The sequence below is a fragment of the Dietzia sp. IN118 genome (assembly GCF_032905965.1).
Taxonomy (GTDB): Bacteria; Actinomycetota; Actinomycetes; order Mycobacteriales; family Mycobacteriaceae; genus Dietzia; species Dietzia kunjamensis.
The window spans coordinates 1308187-1330412 of record NZ_JAUMSR010000001.1; the positions used below are offsets into that span (position 1 = coordinate 1308187).

Genomic DNA, 22226 nt, shown 5'->3' on the forward strand with positions numbered 1-22226 from the left:
AACGGGCGGGGGGAACCCGCGGACGACAGGGCCGACCCCGGAGGGTCGGATCGTCACAGGGTAGCGCCGCGTCACTCGGTCGCGTCGAGGACCCAGCGCAGTGAGGAGACACCGGCGCGTCCCAATGCCCGTCCGAGTCCGCTGGATCCGAGCGGCCCGTCGGGGAGTTCGAGCATCGTCCGGGCCCACCCCGGCAGCGCCGCGACGGCTCCCTCCCGCAGCAGCGCGTAGGCGGGCCTGTCGGTCAGTCCCATCGGTGGTCCGTCGAGCAGGAAGTGGCGCGCGTCGAGCGCGGCGGGCGAGGCCTCGAGCTCCGGCCGGTACTCCTCCAACGCCGCGTCGAGGTCGCGCACGGTGAGGGGCACCTCCCCGGCGCCCATCATGAGCCCGGTTCTCGAGGCCTGTCGTACGTAGTCGTCTCGTTCGGCCGGCGTCAGCGGCTCGCGCCAGTAGAGGCGGTGGCATTCGAGGAAGCTCCAGATCTCGGCGACGTGGACCCAGCGCAGGAGGTGGGGGTCGCGGGCGTCGTAGGGGCGCCCCCGGTAGTCGGTGCCCAATACCGCGCGGTGCGCACCGTTGATCTCCCGGATGAGCCGGGAGGCGTCGGTGATCGTGCCGAAGGTCGTGGTGGCGATGAACTGCGAGGTGCGCTGGAGGCGCCCCCACGGGTCGCCGCGGTAGTCGCTGTGGTCGGCCACCCCGGCCATGGCCAGCGGGTGCAGGGACTGTAGGAGGAGTGCGGTGAGTCCGCCGGCGAACATGGAGGCGTCTCCGTTGACGCGGCAGATGGCGTCGTCGGGGGAGTTCCAGCGTTCGCCCTCGGAGTGCCAGATCTGCTGGCGTCTCGCGTCGGCGTCGTCACCCGCCACCCGGGAATGGACCACTAGGCCCACCCTGCGGCGGGCGCCGGTCAGGGCGCGGGACGCGGTCGTCGTCACCGTTGCCATGGTGGACACCCCGTCACGTGACGTGGTCGTCCGTGTCACCATACCCCTGGTACGGACGGGCCGCGCGGTATCGTCGCGACTGATGACCACGACGTCGACGTCCCTGTCCGGCCGCTCCCGTGTGCGCGGGGTGGCGGGCGTCGCCGCGGTCCTGGCCACGCTGGTCGCCATCAATCTCACCGCCAACCTGGCGGGTCTGCCCTTCCGCGAGTGGATCGTGCCGCTGGCCGTTCTCGTGCTGGTCGTGGTCGCCAAGGCGCGGTGGATGCGGTGGTCGGACCTGGGGCTGGCGGCGCGGCACATGCCCCGCGGGCTGGCGTACGGTCTCGCGGCGACGGTGCTGGTGGCGGCCGTGGTCACGGCCGGGTGCCTGATCCCGGCGACGAGCCCGTTCTTCCTGTCCGAGCGCTACTCGGACCTGCGCATGGCGGTGTTCTCGGCGCTCGTGCTGATCCCCCTGATGACGGTCCTGCCCGAGGAGCTCGCGTTCCGCGGGGTCCTGCAGGGGGCGCTCGAGCGGACCTTCGGCACCACGGGCGTGTTCGTGATCGGGTCATCGGCGTTCGGACTGTGGCACGTCACGTCGTCTCTCGGGCTCACGGCCGGCAACGCCGGCCTCGCACAGGTCTTCGGTACCGGTCTGGCGGGTCAGCTCGCGGGGATCGGCCTGGCGGTGACCGCGACCTCGGTGGCCGGGGCCGGGTTCATCTGGATCCGTCGCCGCAGCAGCAGCCTCCTGGCCCCGATCGGGTTGCACTGGGCGTTCAACGCCGTCGGGGCGCTCGCCGCAGCGCTCACGTGGCGCGCACTGGCCGGCTGATCACCGCCCACGTCGCCGCGACGACCAGGACGGCGCACGCCCCCATCACGACGAGCAGCGGGATCACCGAGTGCGGTCCGGCGAGTCCGGTGAGCGGGGAGACCACGGCGGCGAGTCCGAACTGGGCGGCGCCGAGGAGCGCCGATCCGGAGCCCGAGCGGCCCCGGGTGGCCTGCATGGACAGTGCCGCGGCGTTGGGCAGGACCAACCCGACGGACAGGGTGAGCAGGACGAACCCCACGGTGACCGGTGCCAACCCCAGGGTGCCGGCGGGGGAGAGGGCGACGACGACGACGAGGTGGACGATCGCCGTCACCATGCCCACCACGCCGGTGCGCATGATCTTCTCCGGGGCGAACCGGCCGATCAGCCGGGCGCCCGCGAGGTTCGAGACCAGGATCCCCAGCGCGTTGACGGTGAACGCCACCGAGTACGCGGTGGGGGACAGGCCCACCATGTCCTGGTAGATGAACGGGCTGGCGGAGATGTAGGCGAACAGGACGCCGAAGGTGAACACGAACACCGACACGCGCGCGATGAACGGGCCATGGGTGGCGACGCCCCGCATGTCCGACACGGTGGACAGCACGCTCCCGGTACGGCGGGACGCGGCCGGGAGCGACTCCGGCACGGCGACGAGGACCCCGACGACCGTGATGGCGGACAGGCCGGCCAGTAGCCAGAACACGCTCCGCCAGCCGCCGAACGGCACGACCGCGCCGCCGATGAGCGGTGCGATGACCGGGGCGACGGACTGGATCGCCATGAGGGTGGCGAACGCCTTGGCCACGCCCGCACCGCGCCCGACGTCCACCACGACGGCCTTGCTCAGGACGATCCCGGCCGCACCGGCGAAGCCCTGCGCGACGCGTCCGAGCACCAGGATCCAGATGGACGGGGCCAGCGCGCACACCACTGCCGCGAGTGCGGTGCCCACCGAGCCCAGGACGAGCAGCGTCCGCCGCCCCACCCGGTCGGAGAGGGGCCCGATCACGAGCTGCCCCGCCGCCAGCGAGACCATGAACGCCGTGAGGGTGAGCTGGGCGGTGGAGGCCGTGATCCGGAACTCCTCGACGATCAGCGGCAGCGCGGGCAAATAGGTGTCGGTCGCGAACGGCCCGATCGCCCCGGTGAGCGCGAGTGCGAGGAGCATCGTGGCGGGCACCGACGCGGTGGGTGTGGGTGTGGGGATCGGCGGTGCGGTGGGTGGTGTGGGGGGCGCGGCGGAGGGTCGTCGGCCGGCAGACCTCATTCACGCACCCCCGCGGCCTCGGCGGCACTGTCCGCCAGGCCGACCCCGGTGCCCTCGAAGATGTGGAAGGCCACGTCGGCTCCCCGAGCGATGAGTTCGTCCCTCTCGTCGTCGTACTGGGCGACCACCGCGACGGCGCCCTCGAAATCCCGCGTGTCCACCTGCTCGAGGGCGATGAGGTTCGAGCCGTGGAACGGCATGGCCAGCACGATGATGTCCACCTTCTCGTCGTTCACACAGCGGTCCCAGAAGTCGTCGTCGGTCGCGTCGGCCTCGATCACGTGCACATCCTGCTCGCGGAGCCTGGCGACCTTCACGGGGTCGTTCTCCACCCCGACGACCGTCAGACCGTACTCCTCGGTCAGACGGTCCCGCACCGCGCGGCCCACCCGGCCCACCCCCAGGACCAGCACCCGGGCGTGACCGATGTCGAGCGGGGCGTCCTCCGGGTGGGTGCGCTCGTCCCGCAGGGTGGGAACGAGCGAGGACAACCGCGCCACGAGCCGCGTCCCGCGGTGGTTGACCAGTGTCGAGATCACGAAGCTCGCGGCGACCGCGACCGACACCACCACGAGCCAGTCCTGCTCGACGAGACCCGCATCGACCCCGGTCGCGGTGACGATGAGCCCGAACTCCGAGAAGTTGGCCAGCGCGAGGCCCGCCAGGATCGAGGTCCGTTTGCGCAGCCCGAACGCTGCCAGCACGAGGGTGAACACGGCGGCCTCCAGGGGGAGCAACACCACGAGCAGGAGGCCCAGCAACAGGGTCTCCGGGGTGGGCGTGACGTGGAGGCCGATCGAGACGAAGAAACCCACGAGCAGGAGTTCACGCAGACCGAAGAGGGTCCGGGACAACTCGGCGGCACGCGGGTGCGAGGCGAGGAGGACTCCCACCACCATCGCCCCGAAGTCACCCTTGATGCCGACGCTCTCGAACAACCAGTACCCCGGCACCAGCGCCATGGTGATCCCGAACAACGCCTGCAGTTCGCCGTGACCCAGCCTGCTCCAGGCCCGGCGGACGAGCCACACCGCGGGGAGCAACAGTGGCAACGCCAACGCCCACGGGCTCGGCGGGGCGCCCGTCATCGCCGTGAGGAACGCGACCGCCACCACGTCCTGCAGGACGAGGATGCCGATCGCGACCCGACCGTAGAGGGTGTGGGAGTCGGACCGCACGTCGAGCACCTGGACGACGAAGACGGTACTGGAGAACGACAGCGCGAAGCCCAGCAGGGCCACCACCTGCCAGTCCGCCCCGGCTAGCAACCGCACCCCGATGATGGACAGCATCCCCAGGAAGCCGGCGGTCAATCCCGCGACCGCCAGGAGGTTGGCGGCCGTCGTGGCCAGGACCTCACGGCGCAGGAGCATCCGCACGTCCAGTTTGAGCCCGATGGTGAAGAGCAGGATCGTCACGCCGAGGTCGGCGAGTGAGTCCACCACGGGCAGGGCCTCGATGCCGGGCGCGTGGAGGATGAACCCCGAGGCCAGATAGCCGATGAGGGTGGGCAGGCGCATCATCCGGGCGACGAACCCGCACCCGAACACCACGACGAGGTAGATCGCGACGGTCTCCAACGGTGCTACTCGCCCGGCGCGGTGGTCGTCACCGCACCTCGACGACCGGCCGACCGTCCAGGAACGCGATCGTGCCGTTCTCGAACGCCGAGATCCACCCGCCGTCGGTCGTCGTCTCGTCCGAGACGGGGAAGCCCAGCTCACCGGCGGGGCCGCCCGCCTCGCGATAGGCGGCGAGGATCTCGCCCTGGACCACGAACGCGTTCCCGGACGGTGTGAGCACGATCGCCCCCCGCTCGAAGTCGGTGACCGAGCCGCCCTCCACAGCCGTCGGCGGCCCCGTCACCCGGCCGAGATCGCTCTGCTCGCCGCCGAGCTCGTTCCAGCGGTCCGCAACGGCCACCGGGATGTCGACGCCCGAGTCCGCGGGCCCCGGGACGGGGGTCGACCTCGTCGTCGTCGCCGTCTCCGTCGAGGACACCGGTGCGGCGGACTCACCGGCGCCGCCACCGTCGTCGGCGGAACAGGCGACCAGGCCGGTACCGAGGGCGACGGCGAGAGCGAGGGGGGCGAGGACACGCGTGATCCTGTCCATGCCGGAGATCCTAGCCGCCCGCCCACCGGGCCCACCCCGCCCACCGCCGCCGCCGATGCCGAACCGTGATGCCCGAGTCCTTTCCGGGGGGCGCCGGGCCGTGGAGACTGGGAGCGGGCGACCCGCCCGACCGGGCGAGCCCCGGGAGGAGGCCGCGATGGCCGTGATGACCACGTGTCTGTGGTTCGCCACCCAGGCGGAGGAGGCCGCCGAGTTCTACTGCTCGGTCTTCCCCGACTCGCGCGTGGTCGCCGTGGACACCAGCCCCGTCGACACCCCGGGACCGAAGGCGGGGGACGTGCTCACCGTGGAGTTCGAGCTCGACGGGCGGCCCTTCATCGCGCTCAACGGAGGCTCGGACCCCGAGTACACCGACGCGATCTCCCTGGAGATCCGGTGCGCCGACCAGGCGGAGATCGACCACTACTGGAACGGTCTGCTCGCGGGAGGGGGCCGTGAGGTGCAGTGCGGGTGGCTGATCGACCGCTTCGGAGTGCGGTGGCAGGTCGCGCCGCAGTCCCTCTACGATCTGTGGCGCGGCGAGGACCGGGAGTCGGCGGCGCGCGCGTTCGCGGTGATGATGGACATGGTGAAGCTGGACGTGGCGGCCATCGAGGCGGCGGCTGCGGGCACCGACGCCTGACTCGGACTCCCACTCGTCGGCCCTACGAAATCCGCTATTCGCATTCCGGATCCGCTACTCGATATGGAGTAGCGGATCCGGAAAACGAGTAGCGGATCTGCGGGAACGCGGGAACGCGGGCGGGTCAGAGGCCGGGGCGCTTGCCGATCGTCAGCGTGACCTCACCGGTGTGGGCGAAGAAGTCCTCGCCCTTGTCGTCCACCACGATGAAGGCGGGGAAGTCCTCGACGTCGATCTTCCACACCGCCTCCATCCCGAGCTCCTCGTACTCGAGGATCTCCACGTGCTTGATGCAGTCCTGCGCCAGGCGCGCGGCCGGACCACCGATCGAGCCCAGGTAGAACCCGCCGTGGGTCGCGCACGCGTCGGTGACCTGCTTGGAGCGGTTGCCCTTGGCGAGCATCACCATGGATCCGCCCGCCGCCTGGAACTGCTCGACGTAGGAGTCCATGCGGCCGGCGGTGGTGGGCCCGAACGACCCCGACGGCATGCCCTCCGGCGTCTTGGCCGGACCGGCGTAGTAGACGGGGTGGTCCTTGAGGTACTGCGGCATCTCCTCGCCGGCGTCGAGCCGCTCCTTGATCTTGGAGTGCGCGATGTCGCGGGCCACGACCAGCGGGCCGGTCAGGGACAGGCGGGTCTTGACCGGGTGTCTGCTCAGCTCGGCGAGGATCTCCGGCATCGGCTTGTTGAGGTCGATCCGCACCGCGGCGCCCTTGCCGGTGCCGGAGATGCCGTCGGTCGCGGCGTCGAGCTCCGCGTCCGTGGTGGTGGGCAGGAACCGGCCCGGGTCGAACTCGAGCTGCTCGAGGAACACGCCCTCCGGGGTGATCTTGGCCCTGGCCTGACGGTCCGCCGAGCAGGACACCGCGATCGCGACGGGCAGCGAGGCGCCGTGGCGGGGCAGGCGGACGACGCGGACATCGTGGCAGAAGTACTTGCCGCCGAACTGTGCGCCGATCCCGATCTGCTGGGTGAGCTCGAAGACCTTCTCCTCCAGCTCCACGTCGCGGAAACCGCGGCCCGTCATGGCCCCCTCGCGGGGGAGTTCGTCCAGGTAGTGCGCCGAGGCTAGCTTGGCGGTCTTGACCGCGAACTCGGCGGAGGTGCCGCCCACGACGATCGCCAGGTGGTACGGCGGGCACGCGGCGGTGCCGATGGAGCGGATCTTCTCCTCGATGAACTGCATCATCCGGTCGGGGTTCAGGATCGCCTTGGTCTCCTGGTACAGGAACGACTTGTTGGCCGACCCGCCGCCCTTCGCCATGAAGAGGAACTTGTAGGCGTTCTCGTCGCCCGGGGTGGTGTTGGCGCCGATCTCGATCTGCGCGGGCAGGTTGGACCCGGTGTTCTTCTCGTCCCACATGGTGAGGGGGGCGTTCTGCGAGTAGCGCAGGTTGAGCCGGGTGAAGGCGTCGTACACGCCGCGGGCGACGGCCTGCTCGTCCGGACCGGGCGTGAGAACGTGCTGACCGCGCTCACCCTTGACGATGGCCGTACCGGTGTCCTGGCACATCGGGAGCACCCCACCCGCGGCGATGTTGGCGTTTTTGAGCAGGTCCAGGGCGACGAACTTGTCGTTGTCACTGGCCTCGGGGTCGTCGAGGATCTTGGCGACCTGGGCCAGGTGGTCACTACGGAGGTAGTGGGAGATGTCGTGCATCGCCGTCTCGGTGAGCAGACGGATCGCCTCGGGATCCACCCGGAGGAACGTCAGGCCGTCAGGACCCTCGACCGTGGAGACGCCCTCGGTGGTGAGGAGGCGGTACTCGGTGGTGTCCTCCCCGACGGGAAGAAGGTCCTCGTAGAGGAAGTCGGCCATCAGGGGCTCCTGGTTCTGGAGGTGGACAAACTTCCCCCAGGATAGTGGCCGGGGTCACGGGGTCAGAATCGGGTGTGGAGGAGGGGGACGAACCGGTACCCGCCGTGCTCGGTCACGTCGATGCCGTCATCGGTACGGCGTACGCGGTGCATCACCCCGGCCCAGGGCGCCACCATGACCCCGTTCGCGGTGAGCTGCTCGACGAGCTCCGAGGGGAGGTCGTCGGCCATCGCGGAGACGAGGATGCGGTCGAACGGGGCGAGGGAGGGAAGTCCCAGTGTCCCGGGCTCGGCGGGGTGGACTCGCACCCACGGTTGACGTATCGCCGCCCGGGAGCGTTCGACCAGCTCGGGGACGAGTTCGACGGCGGACACGGAGGAATCCGGCCCCCCGAGTTCGCCGAGGATCGCCGAGGTCCACCCGCTGCCCGAGCCCACGTCGAGCACCCGCATCCCGGGGAACGGCTCGAGGAGCGAGAGCATCGCCGCGACCGTCGACGGCTGGGAGTTGGTCTGCCCGAACCCGATCGGTAGCGGGGCGTCGAGTTCGTGGTCGGCCACGACCTCCGGCGGGAGGAATCGGCGGCGATCCTGCGCGCGCATCGCCTCCGGGATGCTCGGGGTGCTCACCGCGAGACCTCCTCCCGCCGGGGCATGGCGGCGGGGCTGATCGCCCCGCCCTGGCTCTACGCCTCGCCGAGGACGCGCGTCTCGCCCTCGGGGTCGAGGTCGTCGATCTGGTCGTGGGGCTCCTCGGCGACGCCCTTGTCCTCGCGCTCCGCGGCGTCGACGTCGGGGCGCTCGGCTGACAGCTTCTCGTCGAGGGTGTCGTTCTCCTCGACGGGCTTCCACGACTCCGGCGCGTCGACGGTGAGGTCCTCACCGTCGGTCGAGATGGTGTCGGCGTCGAGACCCTCGCTGCCGTCGAGCGTGTTCTCGTCGTAGTCGCCGTCGGTGTCCTGGTCGTACTCGCGTTCGGTGCTCATACCGTCGATTGTGCGTCGTCCGCCGGCCCGTCGCATCCGGTCGCCCCGCACCCCGGGGGAGTCGGAGGGCCCCGGATTGTCCGGGCCGTGAGGCTGGCAATACTCTCGAAGTGAGGTAAGCCATACTTGAGACTTGCCCAGGAGCCGCGAGGGTGTTTAAGGTGAGCCTAACCTTCCGAACCAACCTTGGAGTGACATGAAGCGATTCCCCAAGATCGTCGCAGCGACGGCCGCCATCGCGCTGACCGGTGGCGCACTGACCGCCTGCGGGAGCTCGGATGCACAGTCCGCCGGAAACGAGGGTGAGGGGCCGACCCGCGTCGTGCTCACCAGCCACGCCGCTGCCGACACGCTGGATGAGCTCGATCTCGAGGATCGCGTCGTCGGCCTGGTCAAGACCGGGGTCTTCCCGGAGGCGCTGGACGCCTACGTGGGCGACGAGTACACGGACATCGGCAGCCTCAAGGAGCCGAAGATGGATGTGATCGCGGAACTGGGGCCCGACCTCATCCTGTTCGGCAACCGCACCCGCGCGATGGAGCCCGAGTTCGCCAAGATCTCCGACCAGGTGATCGCCGGTGATCCGGACACCGCCGAGACGATCGCCTCCAACCGCGCCAAGGTGGAGGAGATCGCCGCGCTGTTCGGGGCCGAGGACAAGGCCGCGGACGAGCTCGCCGAGATCGACGAGATGGTCACCGAGACCCGCGCCAAGGCCGAGGGCGCGGGTACGGCGCTGGTGCTCATGACCTCCGGTGGCAAGGTCACGGGGTACGGACCGGGTTCACGCTTCGACCTCATCTTCAACGAGCTCGGCATGACGCCCGCCGGTGAGCTCGAGTCCGAGGGCAGCCACGGCGCGCCGCTGAGCTGGGAGCAGATCGCCGAGCTGAACCCCGACCACGTTTTCGTCATCGACCGCGACGCCGCGATCGGTGCGGAGGGCGAGGCGGCCACCGCCCTGCTCGACAACCCGCTGTTCAACCGGACCAACGCCGCGACCAACGACAACGTCCACTTCCTGGACGGCCAGAACTGGTACCTCGTCGGGGGCGGCATCGGCGTCCTCGAGTCGATGATCGACGAGATCGACTCCGCCGTCTCCTGACGGTGGGAGTCCACTTCTCATGACGACCACCCTGGTCGAGCGCCGACCGCAGCGTCACTCGCTGTGGCCGGCGCTCGGCGTCGTCGCGCTCGTGCTCTCGCTCGTCGCGAGCGTGTTCGTGGGCGCGGCCGACATCACCGTGTGGGACGCGCTCACCGGAGGGCTCACCGAGGCGCACCGTGTCTACCTCGTGGAGGCCCGTCTGCCCCGCACCGCCGCCGCCGCCCTCGCGGGGGCGTCCCTGGCGATCGCCGGTCTGCTCATGCAGTTGCTCACCCGCAACCGCTTCGTCGAACCGTCGACCGCGGGGACCGTCGAATCGGCGGGGCTGGGACTCGTGGTGGTGGCGATCATCGCGCCGGGCGCCCCGATCGTGGCCAAGATGCTCGTGGCCATGGTGTTCGCGCTCGCCGGGACCGCCCTGTTCCTCGCCTGCATCCGTCGCGTCCCCGTGTCGGACTCGTTCGTGGTGCCCCTCATCGGCATCATGCTCGGCTCCGTGATCGGGGCGGTCGCAGCCTTTCTGGCCCTGTCGCGTGACCTTCTCCAGATGCTCAACTCGTGGATGCTCGCCGACTTCTCGGCGGTCCTGGCCGGGCGGTACGAGCTGCTGTGGCTGGTGGCGGTCCTCGGTGTCCTCGCCTACATCGCCGCCGACCGCTTCACCGTGGCGGGCCTGGGTGAGGACGTCTCGACCGGTCTCGGGCTCGACCACAAGACCGTCGTCGCCGCCGGGATGGCGATCGTGGCGGCGGTCGCCGCCGTCGTCGTCGTCACCGTCGGTGCCCTCCCGCTCCTCGGGCTCGTCGTTCCCAACGTCGTCTCACGCCTGGTGGGAGACGACGCCCGCCGGGGCTTGCCTCTCGTGGCACTGCTCGGGGCGGTCACCGTCCTGATCTGCGACATGGTGGGCCGGTCGCTGCCCGGGCTGTTCGCCGGCGGCGCCCCCGGTGCCGGCGAGATCCCCGTCGGGACGATCGTCGGGATCCTCGGCGGCGCCGTGTTCCTGGCCATGATGCTGAGAGGGGTGCGCAATGCCTGAGACCGCCATCCTCGTCGCACCGCCGGAGAGCCTCACCCGGGGACGGACGAGAGCGGAGGCCGACCACCGGCGACGGTGGATCGTGACCCTCGTGTGTGCTGTCGCGGCCGTTGCGGCACTGGCCGCTCTCGTCCTCTCCGGGCTGCCGGACACCGTCGGTTCCAGGGCGTGGTCCTACTCGCTCGACCGACTGTCGCGCCACGCGGTGGCGATCGTCCTGGTCTCGGTCGCGGTCGGGGTCTCGACGGTGATCTTCCAGACCGTCACCGGCAACCGGATCCTCACGCCGGCGCTGATGGGTTTCGACTCGCTGTACCTGCTCATCCAGACCCTGCTCGTGTTCTTCATGATCCCGCGCGATGCCGCCGTCATCGGGGGCCTGACGAGCGGCGGTCTCTCCGGGTTCCTCGGTCAGACGGCGATCATGGTGGTCGCGTCGACCTCGCTCTACCTGTGGCTGCTCGGGGGTCGGAGAACCGATATCCACCTGCTGCTGCTGGTGGGTGTGGTGTTCGGCGTGTTCTTCCGCTCCGCCTCCTCGTTCTTCCAGCGCCTGCTGGACCCGGCGGCCTACCTGCAGGTCCAGGACGCCATGTTCGCGAGTTTCCGAGGGGTCCAACTCGACGTCCTGGTGGCGTGCGGGGTCATCGTCGTGGGTGGACTCGTCGCCGTGGCGATCCTCGGTCGTCGACTCGACGTGATGCTGCTGGGGCGCGATCCCGCCGTCGCGCTCGGTGTCAACCACCGTCGGGTCACCATCGTGGTCCTGGTGGTGGTCTCCTTCCTGGTGTCCGCCTCCACGGCCCTGATCGGGCCGGTGATGTTCTTCGGCCTCATCGTCGCCAACGCGGCGTACGCCCTGCTCGGCACCACCCTGCACCGGTTCACCCTGCCGGTGGCCTCGCTGCTGGGCGTGATCGCCCTGGCGGGGGGCGAGATGGTCCTCGGCGCCCTCGGTGTCGAGTCCGCCCTGAGCATCGTCATCGAGTTCGCCGGTGGCCTGCTGTTCCTGTTCCTGCTCCTGACCAACCGCGCACGCTGAAAGAGAGGCACATCATGTCCCTTCTCCCGTTCCGACGCCGCGACGACCGATCCGGTGAGAACCGGTGGTCGGCCGGTTGCGGCATCGAGGCGCGGTCGGTGTGTTCGTCCTACGGCGACACCCGGGTCCTGCACGACGTGACGGCGTGCTTCGCGCACGGTGGCGTGACGTCTCTCATCGGGCCCAACGGCGCAGGAAAGTCGACACTGCTGGGGGTCATGAGCCGACTCCAGGCTGCGGATTCCGGAACGGTGCTCGTCGACGGCGTCGACGTGTCGGTCAACGGTGGGCGTGAGCTGGCCCGCCGTCTCGCGGTGCTCCGCCAGGAGAACGCCGTCTCCATCCGGCTCACCGTGCGGGAGCTCGTCGGATTCGGCAGGTTCCCGCACAACGGTGGCCGGCCCGGACCGGACGACGCCGAGCACGTCGACTACGCCCTGGGGGCGATGGAACTCGAGGACCTCGCCGACCGGTATCTCGACGAGTTGTCCGGTGGCCAGCGCCAGCGGGCGCACATCGCGATGGTCTTGGCGCAGGACACGGACTATGTCCTGCTGGACGAGCCTCTGAACAACCTTGACCTCCGGCACGCCACCTCGATCATGCGGTTGCTGCGTCGCACCGCCGCGGAGCGGGGCAAGACCATCGTGCTCGTCATCCACGACATCAACATCGCCGCCGCGTACTCGGACCGGATCATCGCCATGAAGGACGGGCGGATCGTCTCCGACGGCACCCCGGCCGAGATCATGCGCACCGATGTCCTCAAGGATGTCTACGACATGGAGATGCAGGTCGCCGAGGTCGCCGGGCGGTACGTGGCCCTGTACTTCGACGGGGAGGACGAGTTGGAGGAGTGTGGCGCGGCGTTGTCCACCGCCTGATCCCGCGGCCTGAGCCCACCGCGTGAGCCGCCGCGGCCTGATCCGGTCACACGGTGCCTGGCGACCGGTGGGATGACGCCGCAGTCCGGTTAGAGTGTCGTACTCGCATGGGGTGGGTAGTCCCACGCCTGACCGGAGAGGAGACCTCGCATGGCGCCGCTGTCGGTCGTCACCATAGTCCTCGCAGGTGGAGCCGGTTCCCGGCTCCGTGCGCTCACCCGGGACCGGGCCAAGCCGGCCGTTCCCTACGGGGCCGGGTACCAGCTGGTGGACTTCTCCCTGAGCAACGCCGCCAACTCGGGCCTGAGGGATGTCTGGGTGGTGCAGCAGTTCCATCCGGTGTCCCTGGGGTCCCATCTGCGGAGCGGCCGCCCGTGGGATCTCGACCGACTCGACGGCGGTCTGCTGGTGCTGCACCCGTCGCAGGGCACGGGCCGGGACGGTTTCCACTCGGGGACCGCGGACGCACTGTGGAAGCAGATCGAGCCCCTGCGCGAGGCGGCCCCGGACGTCACGGTCGTGGTCAGTGCGGACGCGGTGTACCGCCTCGACTACGACGAACTGGTCCGCGATCACCTGGACTCGTTCGCCGAGCTCACGATGGTCACCACTCGCGTGGCCCCCGAGGACGCCTCCCGCTACGGAGTGGTCCGGGTGGGCGAGGACAGGGCCGTCACCGAGTACCGCTACAAGCCGGACGATCCGGACGGCGACCTGATCTGCGCGGAGATCTTCGTCTTCAACACGACCGCCCTCATTAGCTACCTCGAGCGGGCCCACGAGGACGTCGTCACCGCCGGCGGCGCCGGGGACCTGGGCGACATCGGGGACAACATCCTGCCCGCCATGGTCGGGGCGGGGCACGCCCGGGAGTGGCGGCACGAGGGGTACTGGCGGGATGTGGGGACCGTCGAGTCCTACTGGGCCGGCCACATGGACCTCCTCGGCGACTCCCCGGTCCACGAGCTGGACGTCCCGGGGTGGTCGCTGCGCACCGCGTCGGCGTTCAGCGGTCCCGCCCGCACCGGGGAGGCGGCGCAGGTCGTCGGGTCACTCCTCGGCCACGGCGCGGTGGTCCACGGGACGGTCGAGCATTCCGTCGTGGGGCCCGGGGCGGTCATCGAGGCGGGCGCCAGGGTCCGGGACAGCGTCATCCTGCCGGGTGCCGTGGTCCGGTCCGGTGCGCACGTGGAGACCGCGGTCGTCGATGCCGACGTGGAGGTCCCCGCCGACGCGAGGATCGGCGAACGGCAGCCCGGTGCGACCGAGTCGACGGTGCGCGTCGCGCTGTTGGGCAGCGCCCCGGACGGACCCCGTCTGGCCGGGTTCGCGCTCGCCGCCGGGACGCTGGACCCACCCGATGACGACGACGAGGACCGCAGCGTCTGATCTGGTAGCGCTGGCCCACCCGTCGGAACCGGTCGTGGGTCGGCCACCCGGGCCGGGTTCCGGGGCTAGGCTCGGCCCCATGCGATTCGGACTGTTCCTGCCCCAGGGTTGGCGCCTCGACCTGGTCGACGTGCCGGCCGCCCGTCACTGGCCGGTCATCTCCGACCTGGCCGCCCGCGCGGACGCCGGGCCGTGGGAGTCGGTGTGGGTGTACGACCACATGCACACCGCGCCCCTCACCTCGACCGAGGCGACTCACGAGGCATGGAGTCTGATGTCGGCGCTCGGTGCGACCACCTCCCGGGTCCGACTGGGTCAGATGTGCACGTGCCTCGGATACCGCAACCCGGCCCTGCTGGCGAAGATCGCCGCGACGGTCGACCACATCTCCGGCGGCCGGGTGGAGATGGGGATCGGCGCGGGCTGGTACGAGCACGAATGGCGGGCGTACGGTTACGGATTCCCCTCCGCGGGTGATCGGTTGGCCATGCTCGACGAGGGCCTGCGCATCCTGTCCGAGGCGTGGTCCGACGGTGTGGTCTCACTCGACGGCGAGCACTACCGGGTCGACGGGGCGATCGTGCAGCCGACGCCTCTGCAGGAGAGTGGCATACCCCTGTGGATCGCGGGCGGGGGCGAGCGCAAGACCCTCCGCACCGCCGCGAGGTACGCGGATTACACCAACTTCGACGGCACCGCCGAGGGCTTCGACCACAAGTCGAAGGTGCTGTTCGGGCACTGTCGGGACGTCGGTCGTGACCCGGCGGAGATCACCCGGACCGCGAACTACAACGTGGCGATCGGGGAGACCGAGAAGGACGTCGCGGATCGGCTGGCGTACCTGAAGGGCCGGATGGCGACGCACGTCGGTGAGGACGAGGCAGAGCTCCAGCTCGGCGCGTACCGCGGGCTCCCGGCGGTGGGGACGCCGGAGCAGATCGTCGAGAAGCTGACCGAGCTCGAGGCGTTGGGAATGGAGTACGGCATCTTCTACTTCCCCGAGATCGCCACCGACACCTCCGGACTCGAGTTGTTCGAGCGCGAGGTCATCCCGGCCCTGTCCTGAAACCGCCGGGGTGTGTCACCGCACCGCGACGTCCGGAACTACGAGAGCAGGGGTCAGTGACGAGGAACGTCGAGTACGAGGAGCGTCCGGCCGAGGCGGTCCTCGACCACATCACGCCGGGAATGCACGTCATCGTGCCCATCCAGAACGCCGCCCCGCCCGCGCTGCTGCGGGCGCTGGACGCCGGGGCCGCCGGACTGGACGACGTGACGGTCCACCACATGGATCCCTGGGAGTCGCTGCCGTTCATGGAGGGGGCCTACCCGGGCAGGCTCCGGCACGTCGACTACTTCCTGGGTCGCGGGTCGCGGGAGAACTTCCATCGGGGCCACTGCGACCTCATCCCCGTCGATTTCGCGCAGGTGCCGGCCACGCTGCGTGAGTTCTCGCCCCCCGGCTTGGCGATCGCCACGGTGTCGGAGATCGACGAGCACGGTTTCTTCTCGATGGGCACGAACGCCGACTACGTGGCCTCGTTCATCGGCCAGGTGCCGTTCTTCGTCGAGGTCAACTCGCACATGCCCCGCACCTTCGGGCGCAACCACATCCACATCTCCCAGGTGGTGGGCGTGACCCGTAACGACACCCCGATGATCACCATGGAGGCGCCGCCACCGGGGGAGACGGACAACGCGATCGCGGACGTCATCGCCGACCGTGTCCCCGACGGGGCCTGTCTCCAACTCGGGGTCGGCAGGCTACCCAACGCGTTCCTGTCCCGACTGACGGATCACCGTCATCTGGGGATCCACACCGAGGCGTTGTCCGACGGGGTGATGGACCTCGTCGAGGCAGGGGTGATCGACGGGTCGCGCAAGACGGGGCGGCCGTTCAAGCACGTCACCACCTTCGCACTCGGGTCGCAGCGACTCATGGACTGGCTCCACAACAACCCGTCGGTGGCGATGCTCCCCGTGGACATCGTCAACGACCCGAGGGTGATCGGCCAGGAGCACAATCTCTACTCGATCAACGCGACCAGCGAGGTGGACCTGTTCGGGCAGGCGGCCTCGGAGACCATCGGCGGCCGGTACTGGTCGGGTGCCGGGGGACAGGCGGATTTCGCCCGGGGCTGCACCTTCTCCCCGGGAGGCCACGGGTTTATCGTCACCCCGTCGCAGACCTCCGGGGGCGTCAGCAGGATCTCCCTGTCGCTCACGCCCGGCAGTCCGGTCACCACCCACAAGAACATCATCGAGAACGTCGTCACCGAGTTCGGTATCGCGGAGCTGAGGGGCAAATCGGTGGCCGGGCGGGCGGCGGCGCTGATCGCTGTGGCGCACCCGGATCACCGGGAGCGGCTCAGCCGGGAGGCGCGGGAGGCGGGACTGCTCCCGCGGGCTCACCACTAGCGGTCACCGCGCGCCGGGCCGGTGCCGCGGGCGCCGAGCCAATACCGCCACGGGCGCGACCGGTGGCACCCGTCTGGGGGTGGGGTTACGTTCCAGACGCAACCCGACCCCTGAAAGGGAGGCAGCTGTGGACCCCATCATCTGGATCATCATCGGGGTGATCGCGCTGATCATCGTGATCGCGCTCATCGCGATGGCCGTCAAGAGCAGCAACCGGAAGAAGCTCACCGAGGCCGCGGAACTGCGGCGCAGCGCACGAGAACGCGAGCAGCAGCTCGAGCAGCAGGACGCGGTCGTCCGCGAGCAGGAGCACCGGGCGGGTGCAGCCGAGCAGGAGGCCCGTGCGAAGGCCGCCGAGGCCGACAAGCTCCGGGTGGAGGCCGAGCGGCAGCGCGGCACCGTCGACGAGCAGAAGCACGATGTCCGGCGGATGGAACAGACCGCCGAGAAGCTCGATCCCAAGGGCCGTGCTGATGACCTCGACCGCGGTCGCGACCACGGCGATCGGGGTCTCACGCACGATCGCGACCACGGTGGCGATCGGGGTCTCACGCACGATCGCGACCATGGCGGCGACCTGAGCCATGATCGCGACCGCGGTCACGATCACGACCGCGGTGCGTTGCGCGGTGACCGGGTCTCCGACGAGGGGCGTGGCCGTGGCACCGATCACGGAGGGATGGCCACCGGGACCGGTATGGGCTCGTCCGCCACTTCCGGGTCCGGTAACGACTCCGGTGACCGGGGCCGCCACGGAGCGGGTGCCGCGGCCGCGGGAGCATCCGGAGTCGGCGCGGGTGACGCCGGCGGGCGCCACGCCCGGACCGACGATGTCCCCGGTGGTTCTGATCCGCAGGCGAGGTCGGGGCACCGGACCGGGACGCCCGGCGACACCGTCGATCCGGACCGTCATCCTGACGACAAGCCGGGCATCGTGGACAAGATGCTGGGCCGGACCCGCGGGGATGAACCCCGCCACTGACCGGAGGAGGCCTCGCGCCTCGCAGCGGCCGCATCGATGAGGGGCCCGTGGGAGGAAGTTCTCCCTCGGGCCCTTCGTGTTGACCCCGTCGGCAGTGCGTCAGGCCGAGACGGCCACGGATCGACCGTTGAGCCCGTGAGCGCCGAACAACGGGCCGTACAGGATTCCGGCGATCAGGGCACCGACGACCGGTGCCACCCAGAACAGCCACAGCTGGCCCGGTGCGCCGCCCCCGTTGAAGAACGCCACGGCCGTCGACCGTGCCGGGTTCACCGATGTGTTGGTGATCGGGATGGAAATGAGGTGGATGAGCGTCAGTGTGAGGCCGATGGCCGCGGGCGCGAAGCCGGCGGGGGCCCGGTGATCGGTGGCGCCGAGGATGACCCACACGAAGAGGGCCGTGAGCACGATCTCGATGAGCAGCGCCGAGAGCAGGCCGTAGCCGTCGGGCGAGTTGGCCCCGTAGCCGTTGGCGGCCATGCTGCCGGTGGCCTCGAATCCGTCTTTTCCGCTCGCCACGACGAGGATCAGCGCGCCCGCGACCAGACCCCCGACGACCTAACTGACGATGTAGACGGGCACTTTCGCCCAGGGAAGTCGGCCCGCGACCGCGGCGCCGATGGTCACGGCGGGGTTGAAGTGACCGCCCGAGATGTGGCCGAACGCGTACGCGCCGTGAGGACGGTCAGTCCGAACGCGATCGCGACCCCGAGGTATCCCACGCCGACGGGGACGTCGCCGGTATCGGCGGTGGCGATCTGGACGGCCGCGAACACGGCGGTGCCGCAACCGCCGAGGACGAGCCAGAAGGTGCCGATCAGCTCGGCGGCGATGACCGCGGTGGTGGCCGGGGCGGTAGACGGGGTTGCCGGGGACGAATCAGACATGAGGTGACCTCCGGTCCTGGCCTCCGTGCGAACGGAGGAGCGGGAACTCCGGGCGTGGGTCCCTGCGCGCTACGCTAGCGCGCTCTATCGGCCCCAGAGAGGTTTCCGCCAGCCGGTGTGTGGCAGGGCCGTAAGGCGGCCCGAGGGGATCAGGGTGCCAAGAGGTGAGGAAGCGCCTGCCCTGCGGTGGCCCGGACGTGAACCGAGACCTCGGAGCCGAGTCTCGAGGGGCCCGGGTTCACCTCGACCACCGGGATCCGGGCGTCGGCGGCGAGTCCGGGTAGTGACGCCGCGGGGTGGACCAGGCCGGAGGTGCCGACGACGAGCACCGCCGCGGCCGAGGTGACCGCGTCGACTGCCGCGTCCCAGGGCCGGCCCGGGAGCATCTCGCCGAACCACACGACGCCCGGTCGGGCGCGCCCGCCACACCGGTCGCAGCTCGGCGGGGTGAGGCGGTCGACGGGCTCGGCGGGAGGAGGGCCGACCTCCATCGGAGCGTCGCAGGTGTCGCAGCGGTGGGCGAACAGACTCCCGTGAACGTGGTGCACCCGGCTCGATCCGGCGCGCTCGTGGAGGTCGTCGACGTTCTGCGTGACCACCACGACGTCACGGTGGGCCTGGGCGCGGGCCACCGCGACGTGCCCGGCATTCGGCTCCGCGCCGGAGACCAGGCGCTCGCGCCAGCGGTACCAGGCCCAAACGGTGTCCCGGTCGCGTGCCCAGGCCTCCGGCGTGGCCAGTGCGGACGGGTCGTACCGCTCCCACAGGCCGGTCTGGGCGTCGCGGAAGGTGGGCACACCACTCTCGGCGCTCATCCCGGCGCCACTGAGAACGACCAGAGGCCCGTCGCCGGCGAGGGCGAGACGGGCCTCGGTCAGGTCCTGGTCGGCGACGGGGTGGGGCCCGCTACCGTCGGCGGTCACCGGACGAACGCGGTCCCCACGGTGGGGAAGGCGACGCAGTTGGCGGTCCCGCCCTCCTCCAGGTTCGTGGTGACGCCACCCTGCAGGAGCATGAGGACCTGGCCCGGGCCCGTGTCGGCGACCCCGTTGACGGTGGCGGGGCCACCCTCGTTGAGGCCGTTGTACCCGAGGACGGTGGTACCGCGACGACCGTTGTTGACGTTGATCCAGTCGACGGTCATGGGCTGGGCCTGCTGGGCCGCGACACCCTCGGTGCCCAGGGCGGTGAAGATGAAACCGAGATGGCCGGGGGCGATGCCGGGCAGCGGCAGATCGGCCGGGCCGGGCACGGCGGTCGCGGCACCGACGGCGGTCTGCTCACCGCCGATGCACTGCTGCATGATCGTGGGGTAGGCGAACTGTGCGATGACCGGGCCGTTCTCGGGAATCGGGGTGCCGGGTTCGCCGGTGCCACGGAAGAACCCGACGGCGCGGGCGATGGTGCCCCGGGTCTCCTCGGGGATCCACTGCTGCTCGGCGAGGTTCTCGATCGCCTGGAGCACGGGCTCGGTCGGGCGCCCCAGTTCGTCGAGCGACTGCGCGCTGGCGGTGGCGGGTGCGGCGAGACCGACCGCGACGGCGGCGACGGCCCCGAGACCGATGGTCCGGAACGAGGTCCTGAGCGAGTGGCGGATCACTGGCGAGTCCATTCTTCGGATGGGCGGGCGGACCGGCGGACGGGCCGACCGGTCGACCGCTAGATATTCTCATAAGTGTCCCGAGTCACGGGCACCGGGAGTCGGGCAGACGCGCGTTCTGGTGCTGATGTTACAGAAGTTATACGTGATGTAAATAACACACAGGGCGTCCGCACTGTCGGGGTGGTCTCAGGATGGGGGAATCGTCCGGATCAGCGGGTAAAGTGGATCCGCACGCGCGCTCGACCGGACGCGCCTGTGGATCGCGGCTGACTAGCGCCGTCGATTCCCACCACCAGCCCGGCGGCCCACGAGCCGCCCCGGGCGCCCGTAAGCCTCCGAGGGAGAACCCAGCGTATGGCCTTGACCGAGTTCCGCAACGTCGCAATCGTCGCCCACGTCGACCACGGGAAGACGACACTCGTCGACGCGATGCTGCGCCAGTCCGGCGCGTTCGACGAACGCGCGGAGCTCGTGGACCGGGTCATGGACTCGGGCGACCTCGAGCGTGAGAAGGGCATCACGATCCTCGCCAAGAACACCTCCGTGCGACGACACGGCGCGGGTGCGGGTGGCGCCGACCTCGTCTTCAACATCATCGACACCCCGGGCCACGCGGACTTCGGCGGCGAGGTCGAGCGTGGCCTGAACATGGTGGACGGCGTCGTCCTGCTCATCGACTCCTCCGAGGGGCCGCTGCCGCAGACCCGCTTCGTGTTGCGCAAGGCGCTCGCCGCCTCCCTGCCGGTCATCATCGTCGTCAACAAGACCGACCGGCCGGACGCCCGGATCGACGAGGTCGTCGAGGAGGCCCAGGACCTGCTCCTCGATCTCGCGGCCGATCTGGAGGACCCCGCCGCCCAGGCCGCCGCCGAGCACGCGCTCGAGCTGCCCGTGGTCTTCGCCTCCGGCCGCGCCGGCAAGGCGTCCACCACCCAGCCGGCCAACGGCCAGGAGCCGGAGGGGGAGAACCTCGACGAGCTGTTCGCGCTCCTCTACGACGTGATCCCCGCCCCCCGCGGAGACGCCGACGCCCCGCTTCAGGCCCACGTCACCAACCTGGACGCCTCCAACTTCCTCGGCCGTATCGGTCTGGTGCGCATCCACAACGGCCGGCTGCGCAAGGGGCAGCAGGTCGCGTGGATCCACAACCTGCCGGGCGGCGAGCAGGAGACCAAGTCCGTCAAGATCTCGGAGCTGCTCAAGACCGACGGTGTCGAGCGGGTGCCCACCGAGGAGGCCGTCGCCGGCGACATCGTCGCGGTCGCCGGTATCAGCGACATCATGATCGGTGACACGCTGGCGGATCCGGAGAACCCGGTCGCCCTCCCGGCCATCACGGTCGACGAGCCCGCCATCTCCATGACCATCGGCGTCAACACCTCGCCCCTGGCCGGCCGGAACGGCGGCAAGAAGCTCACCGCGCGCATGGTCAAGGCGCGCCTCGACCAGGAGCTCGTGGGCAACGTCTCACTCAAGGTGCTCGACACCGAGCGGCCCGACGACTGGGAGGTGCAGGGTCGTGGCGAGATGGCGCTGTCCATCCTCGTCGAGACCATGCGCCGCGAGGGGTTCGAGCTCACCGTCGGCAAGCCGCAGGTGGTCACCAAGACGATCGACGGCAAGCTCCACGAGCCGTTCGAGCACATGACCATCGACGTCCCCGAGGAGCACCTCGGCGCGGTCACCCAGCTCATGGCCGCCCGCAAGGGCCGCATGGAGCAGATGAGCAATCACGGCTCCGGCTGGGTGCGCATGGAGTTCACCGTCCCCGCGCGCGGCCTCATCGGTTTCCGGACCACCTTCATGACCGATACCCGGGGTGCGGGGATCGCCAACTCGTACTCCGCCGGGTACGAGCCGTGGGCCGGGGAGATCCGGGCCCGGCACACCGGTTCGCTGGTCGCGGACCGTGCGGGCAAGGCGACCACGTTCGCGCTGCTCGGGTTGGCCGACCGCGGTGACTTCTTCATCGAGCCCGGCTCCGAGGTCTACGAGGGTGTCGTCGTGGGGGAGAACCCGCGCTCGGAGGACATGGACGTCAACATCACCAAGGAGAAGAAGCTCACGAACATGCGTGCGGCCTCCTCCGACGCCACCGAGACGCTGTCCAAGCACAAGAACCTCTCCCTCGAGGAGGCCATGGAGTTCTGTGCCGTCGACGAGTGTGTCGAGGTGGCCCCCGAGGTGGTCCGTGTGCGCAAGGTCCTGCTCACCGCCAACGAGCGGGCCAAGGCCCGCAGCCGGTCCAAGTCGCGCGACCAGCAGACGGTCGGCTAGACCGGAAACA

The 22226-nt window shown here is 70.2% G+C and carries 20 protein-coding genes and 1 pseudogene; 11 read left to right on the plus strand and 10 right to left on the minus strand.

Annotated elements, in window-relative coordinates:
* Positions 1-71: 71 nt before the first annotated feature.
* Positions 72-947, minus strand: a complete 876-nt coding sequence (locus Q2K20_RS06415; RefSeq protein ID WP_069389791.1) for an oxygenase MpaB family protein — start codon at positions 945-947, stop codon at positions 72-74.
* A gap of 82 nt (positions 948-1029) precedes the next feature.
* Here Q2K20_RS06415 and Q2K20_RS06420 point away from each other — a divergent pair, with 82 nt between their 5' ends.
* Entirely contained in the window at positions 1030-1767 is a 738-nt protein-coding gene (locus Q2K20_RS06420; RefSeq protein WP_067718502.1) for a CPBP family intramembrane glutamic endopeptidase, read from the plus strand.
* On the opposite strand, the gene Q2K20_RS06425 is transcribed toward Q2K20_RS06420, so the two are convergent.
* The 3 genes from Q2K20_RS06425 to Q2K20_RS06435 form a co-directional block, all read right to left on the minus strand.
* A complete protein-coding gene (locus Q2K20_RS06425; protein WP_235027729.1) occupies positions 1742-2932 on the minus strand; it encodes a multidrug effflux MFS transporter in 1191 nt (396 codons plus the stop codon). The two genes, Q2K20_RS06420 and Q2K20_RS06425, sit on opposite strands and share 26 nt — an antisense overlap.
* A gap of 83 nt (positions 2933-3015) precedes the next feature.
* Positions 3016-4599 carry a cation:proton antiporter family protein gene (locus Q2K20_RS06430; protein ID WP_067718499.1) on the minus strand — a complete coding sequence of 528 codons (1584 nt, stop codon included), beginning with the start codon at positions 4597-4599 and terminating at the stop codon, positions 3016-3018.
* A 28-nt stretch (positions 4600-4627) separates the two neighbouring features.
* Entirely contained in the window at positions 4628-5134 is a 507-nt protein-coding gene (locus Q2K20_RS06435) for an LGFP repeat-containing protein (RefSeq protein WP_067718496.1), read from the minus strand.
* 157 nt (positions 5135-5291) lie between these two features.
* Between Q2K20_RS06435 and Q2K20_RS06440 the strand changes: the two genes are divergently transcribed.
* Positions 5292-5777, plus strand: coding sequence for a VOC family protein (locus tag Q2K20_RS06440; protein WP_269500987.1), 486 nt, complete (start codon positions 5292-5294; stop codon positions 5775-5777).
* 124 nt (positions 5778-5901) lie between these two features.
* Here the strand turns inward: Q2K20_RS06440 and Q2K20_RS06445 are convergent, their stop codons facing one another.
* From Q2K20_RS06445 to Q2K20_RS06455, 3 genes are all read right to left on the minus strand, one after another.
* Complete coding sequence (locus tag Q2K20_RS06445; RefSeq protein ID WP_269500988.1) at positions 5902-7599, minus strand: fumarate hydratase; 1698 nt, start codon at positions 7597-7599, stop codon at positions 5902-5904.
* A gap of 62 nt (positions 7600-7661) precedes the next feature.
* Positions 7662-8228: a protein-L-isoaspartate O-methyltransferase family protein gene (locus Q2K20_RS06450; protein WP_256819740.1), complete on the minus strand. Its 567-nt coding sequence runs from the start codon at positions 8226-8228 to the stop codon at positions 7662-7664.
* Positions 8229-8284: 56 nt separating this feature from the next.
* Entirely contained in the window at positions 8285-8584 is a 300-nt protein-coding gene (locus Q2K20_RS06455) for a hypothetical protein (protein WP_096905216.1), read from the minus strand.
* A gap of 196 nt (positions 8585-8780) precedes the next feature.
* On the opposite strand from Q2K20_RS06455, the gene Q2K20_RS06460 reads away from it, so the two are divergent.
* The 8 genes from Q2K20_RS06460 (at position 8781) to Q2K20_RS06495 (ending at position 17449) form a co-directional block, all read left to right on the plus strand.
* Entirely contained in the window at positions 8781-9692 is a 912-nt protein-coding gene (locus Q2K20_RS06460; protein WP_269500994.1) for a siderophore ABC transporter substrate-binding protein, read from the plus strand.
* Between the two features lie 19 nt (positions 9693-9711).
* Entirely contained in the window at positions 9712-10734 is a 1023-nt protein-coding gene (locus tag Q2K20_RS06465) for an ABC transporter permease (RefSeq protein ID WP_067718483.1), read from the plus strand.
* Positions 10727-11776: an iron chelate uptake ABC transporter family permease subunit gene (locus tag Q2K20_RS06470; RefSeq protein WP_096905218.1), complete on the plus strand. Its 1050-nt coding sequence runs from the start codon at positions 10727-10729 to the stop codon at positions 11774-11776. Before Q2K20_RS06465 ends, Q2K20_RS06470 begins: the two co-directional genes overlap by 8 nt.
* A gap of 14 nt (positions 11777-11790) precedes the next feature.
* The gene (locus Q2K20_RS06475) at positions 11791-12660 is read left to right on the plus strand and encodes an ABC transporter ATP-binding protein (RefSeq protein ID WP_096905219.1); all 870 of its coding nucleotides are present in this window, start codon (positions 11791-11793) and stop codon (positions 12658-12660) included.
* Positions 12661-12810: 150 nt separating this feature from the next.
* Positions 12811-14049: a glucose-1-phosphate adenylyltransferase family protein gene (locus Q2K20_RS06480; protein WP_269500997.1), complete on the plus strand. Its 1239-nt coding sequence runs from the start codon at positions 12811-12813 to the stop codon at positions 14047-14049.
* A gap of 79 nt (positions 14050-14128) precedes the next feature.
* Complete coding sequence (locus Q2K20_RS06485) at positions 14129-15115, plus strand: TIGR03560 family F420-dependent LLM class oxidoreductase (protein WP_269500999.1); 987 nt, start codon at positions 14129-14131, stop codon at positions 15113-15115.
* A gap of 122 nt (positions 15116-15237) precedes the next feature.
* Positions 15238-16467 carry an acetyl-CoA hydrolase/transferase family protein gene (locus tag Q2K20_RS06490; protein ID WP_083249746.1) on the plus strand — a complete coding sequence of 410 codons (1230 nt, stop codon included), beginning with the start codon at positions 15238-15240 and terminating at the stop codon, positions 16465-16467.
* Between the two features lie 127 nt (positions 16468-16594).
* A complete protein-coding gene (locus Q2K20_RS06495) occupies positions 16595-17449 on the plus strand; it encodes a hypothetical protein (protein ID WP_269501002.1) in 855 nt (284 codons plus the stop codon).
* Positions 17450-17548: 99 nt separating this feature from the next.
* On the opposite strand, the pseudogene aqpZ reads toward Q2K20_RS06495, so the two are convergent.
* From aqpZ to Q2K20_RS06510, 3 genes and pseudogenes are all read right to left on the minus strand, one after another.
* Positions 17549-18336 (minus strand): annotated as a pseudogene (aqpZ, locus tag Q2K20_RS06500) (aquaporin Z).
* Between the two features lie 149 nt (positions 18337-18485).
* A complete protein-coding gene (locus Q2K20_RS06505) occupies positions 18486-19259 on the minus strand; it encodes an SIR2 family NAD-dependent protein deacylase (protein WP_390890237.1) in 774 nt (257 codons plus the stop codon).
* Complete coding sequence (locus Q2K20_RS06510; RefSeq protein ID WP_082924021.1) at positions 19256-19936, minus strand: hypothetical protein; 681 nt, start codon at positions 19934-19936, stop codon at positions 19256-19258. The genes Q2K20_RS06505 and Q2K20_RS06510 overlap by 4 nt, the downstream gene beginning before the upstream one ends.
* A 357-nt stretch (positions 19937-20293) precedes the next feature.
* Between Q2K20_RS06510 and typA the strand changes: the two genes are divergently transcribed.
* Positions 20294-22216: a translational GTPase TypA gene (gene typA, locus Q2K20_RS06515; RefSeq protein WP_067718464.1), complete on the plus strand. Its 1923-nt coding sequence runs from the start codon at positions 20294-20296 to the stop codon at positions 22214-22216.
* The last annotated feature ends 10 nt before the right edge of the window (positions 22217-22226 follow it).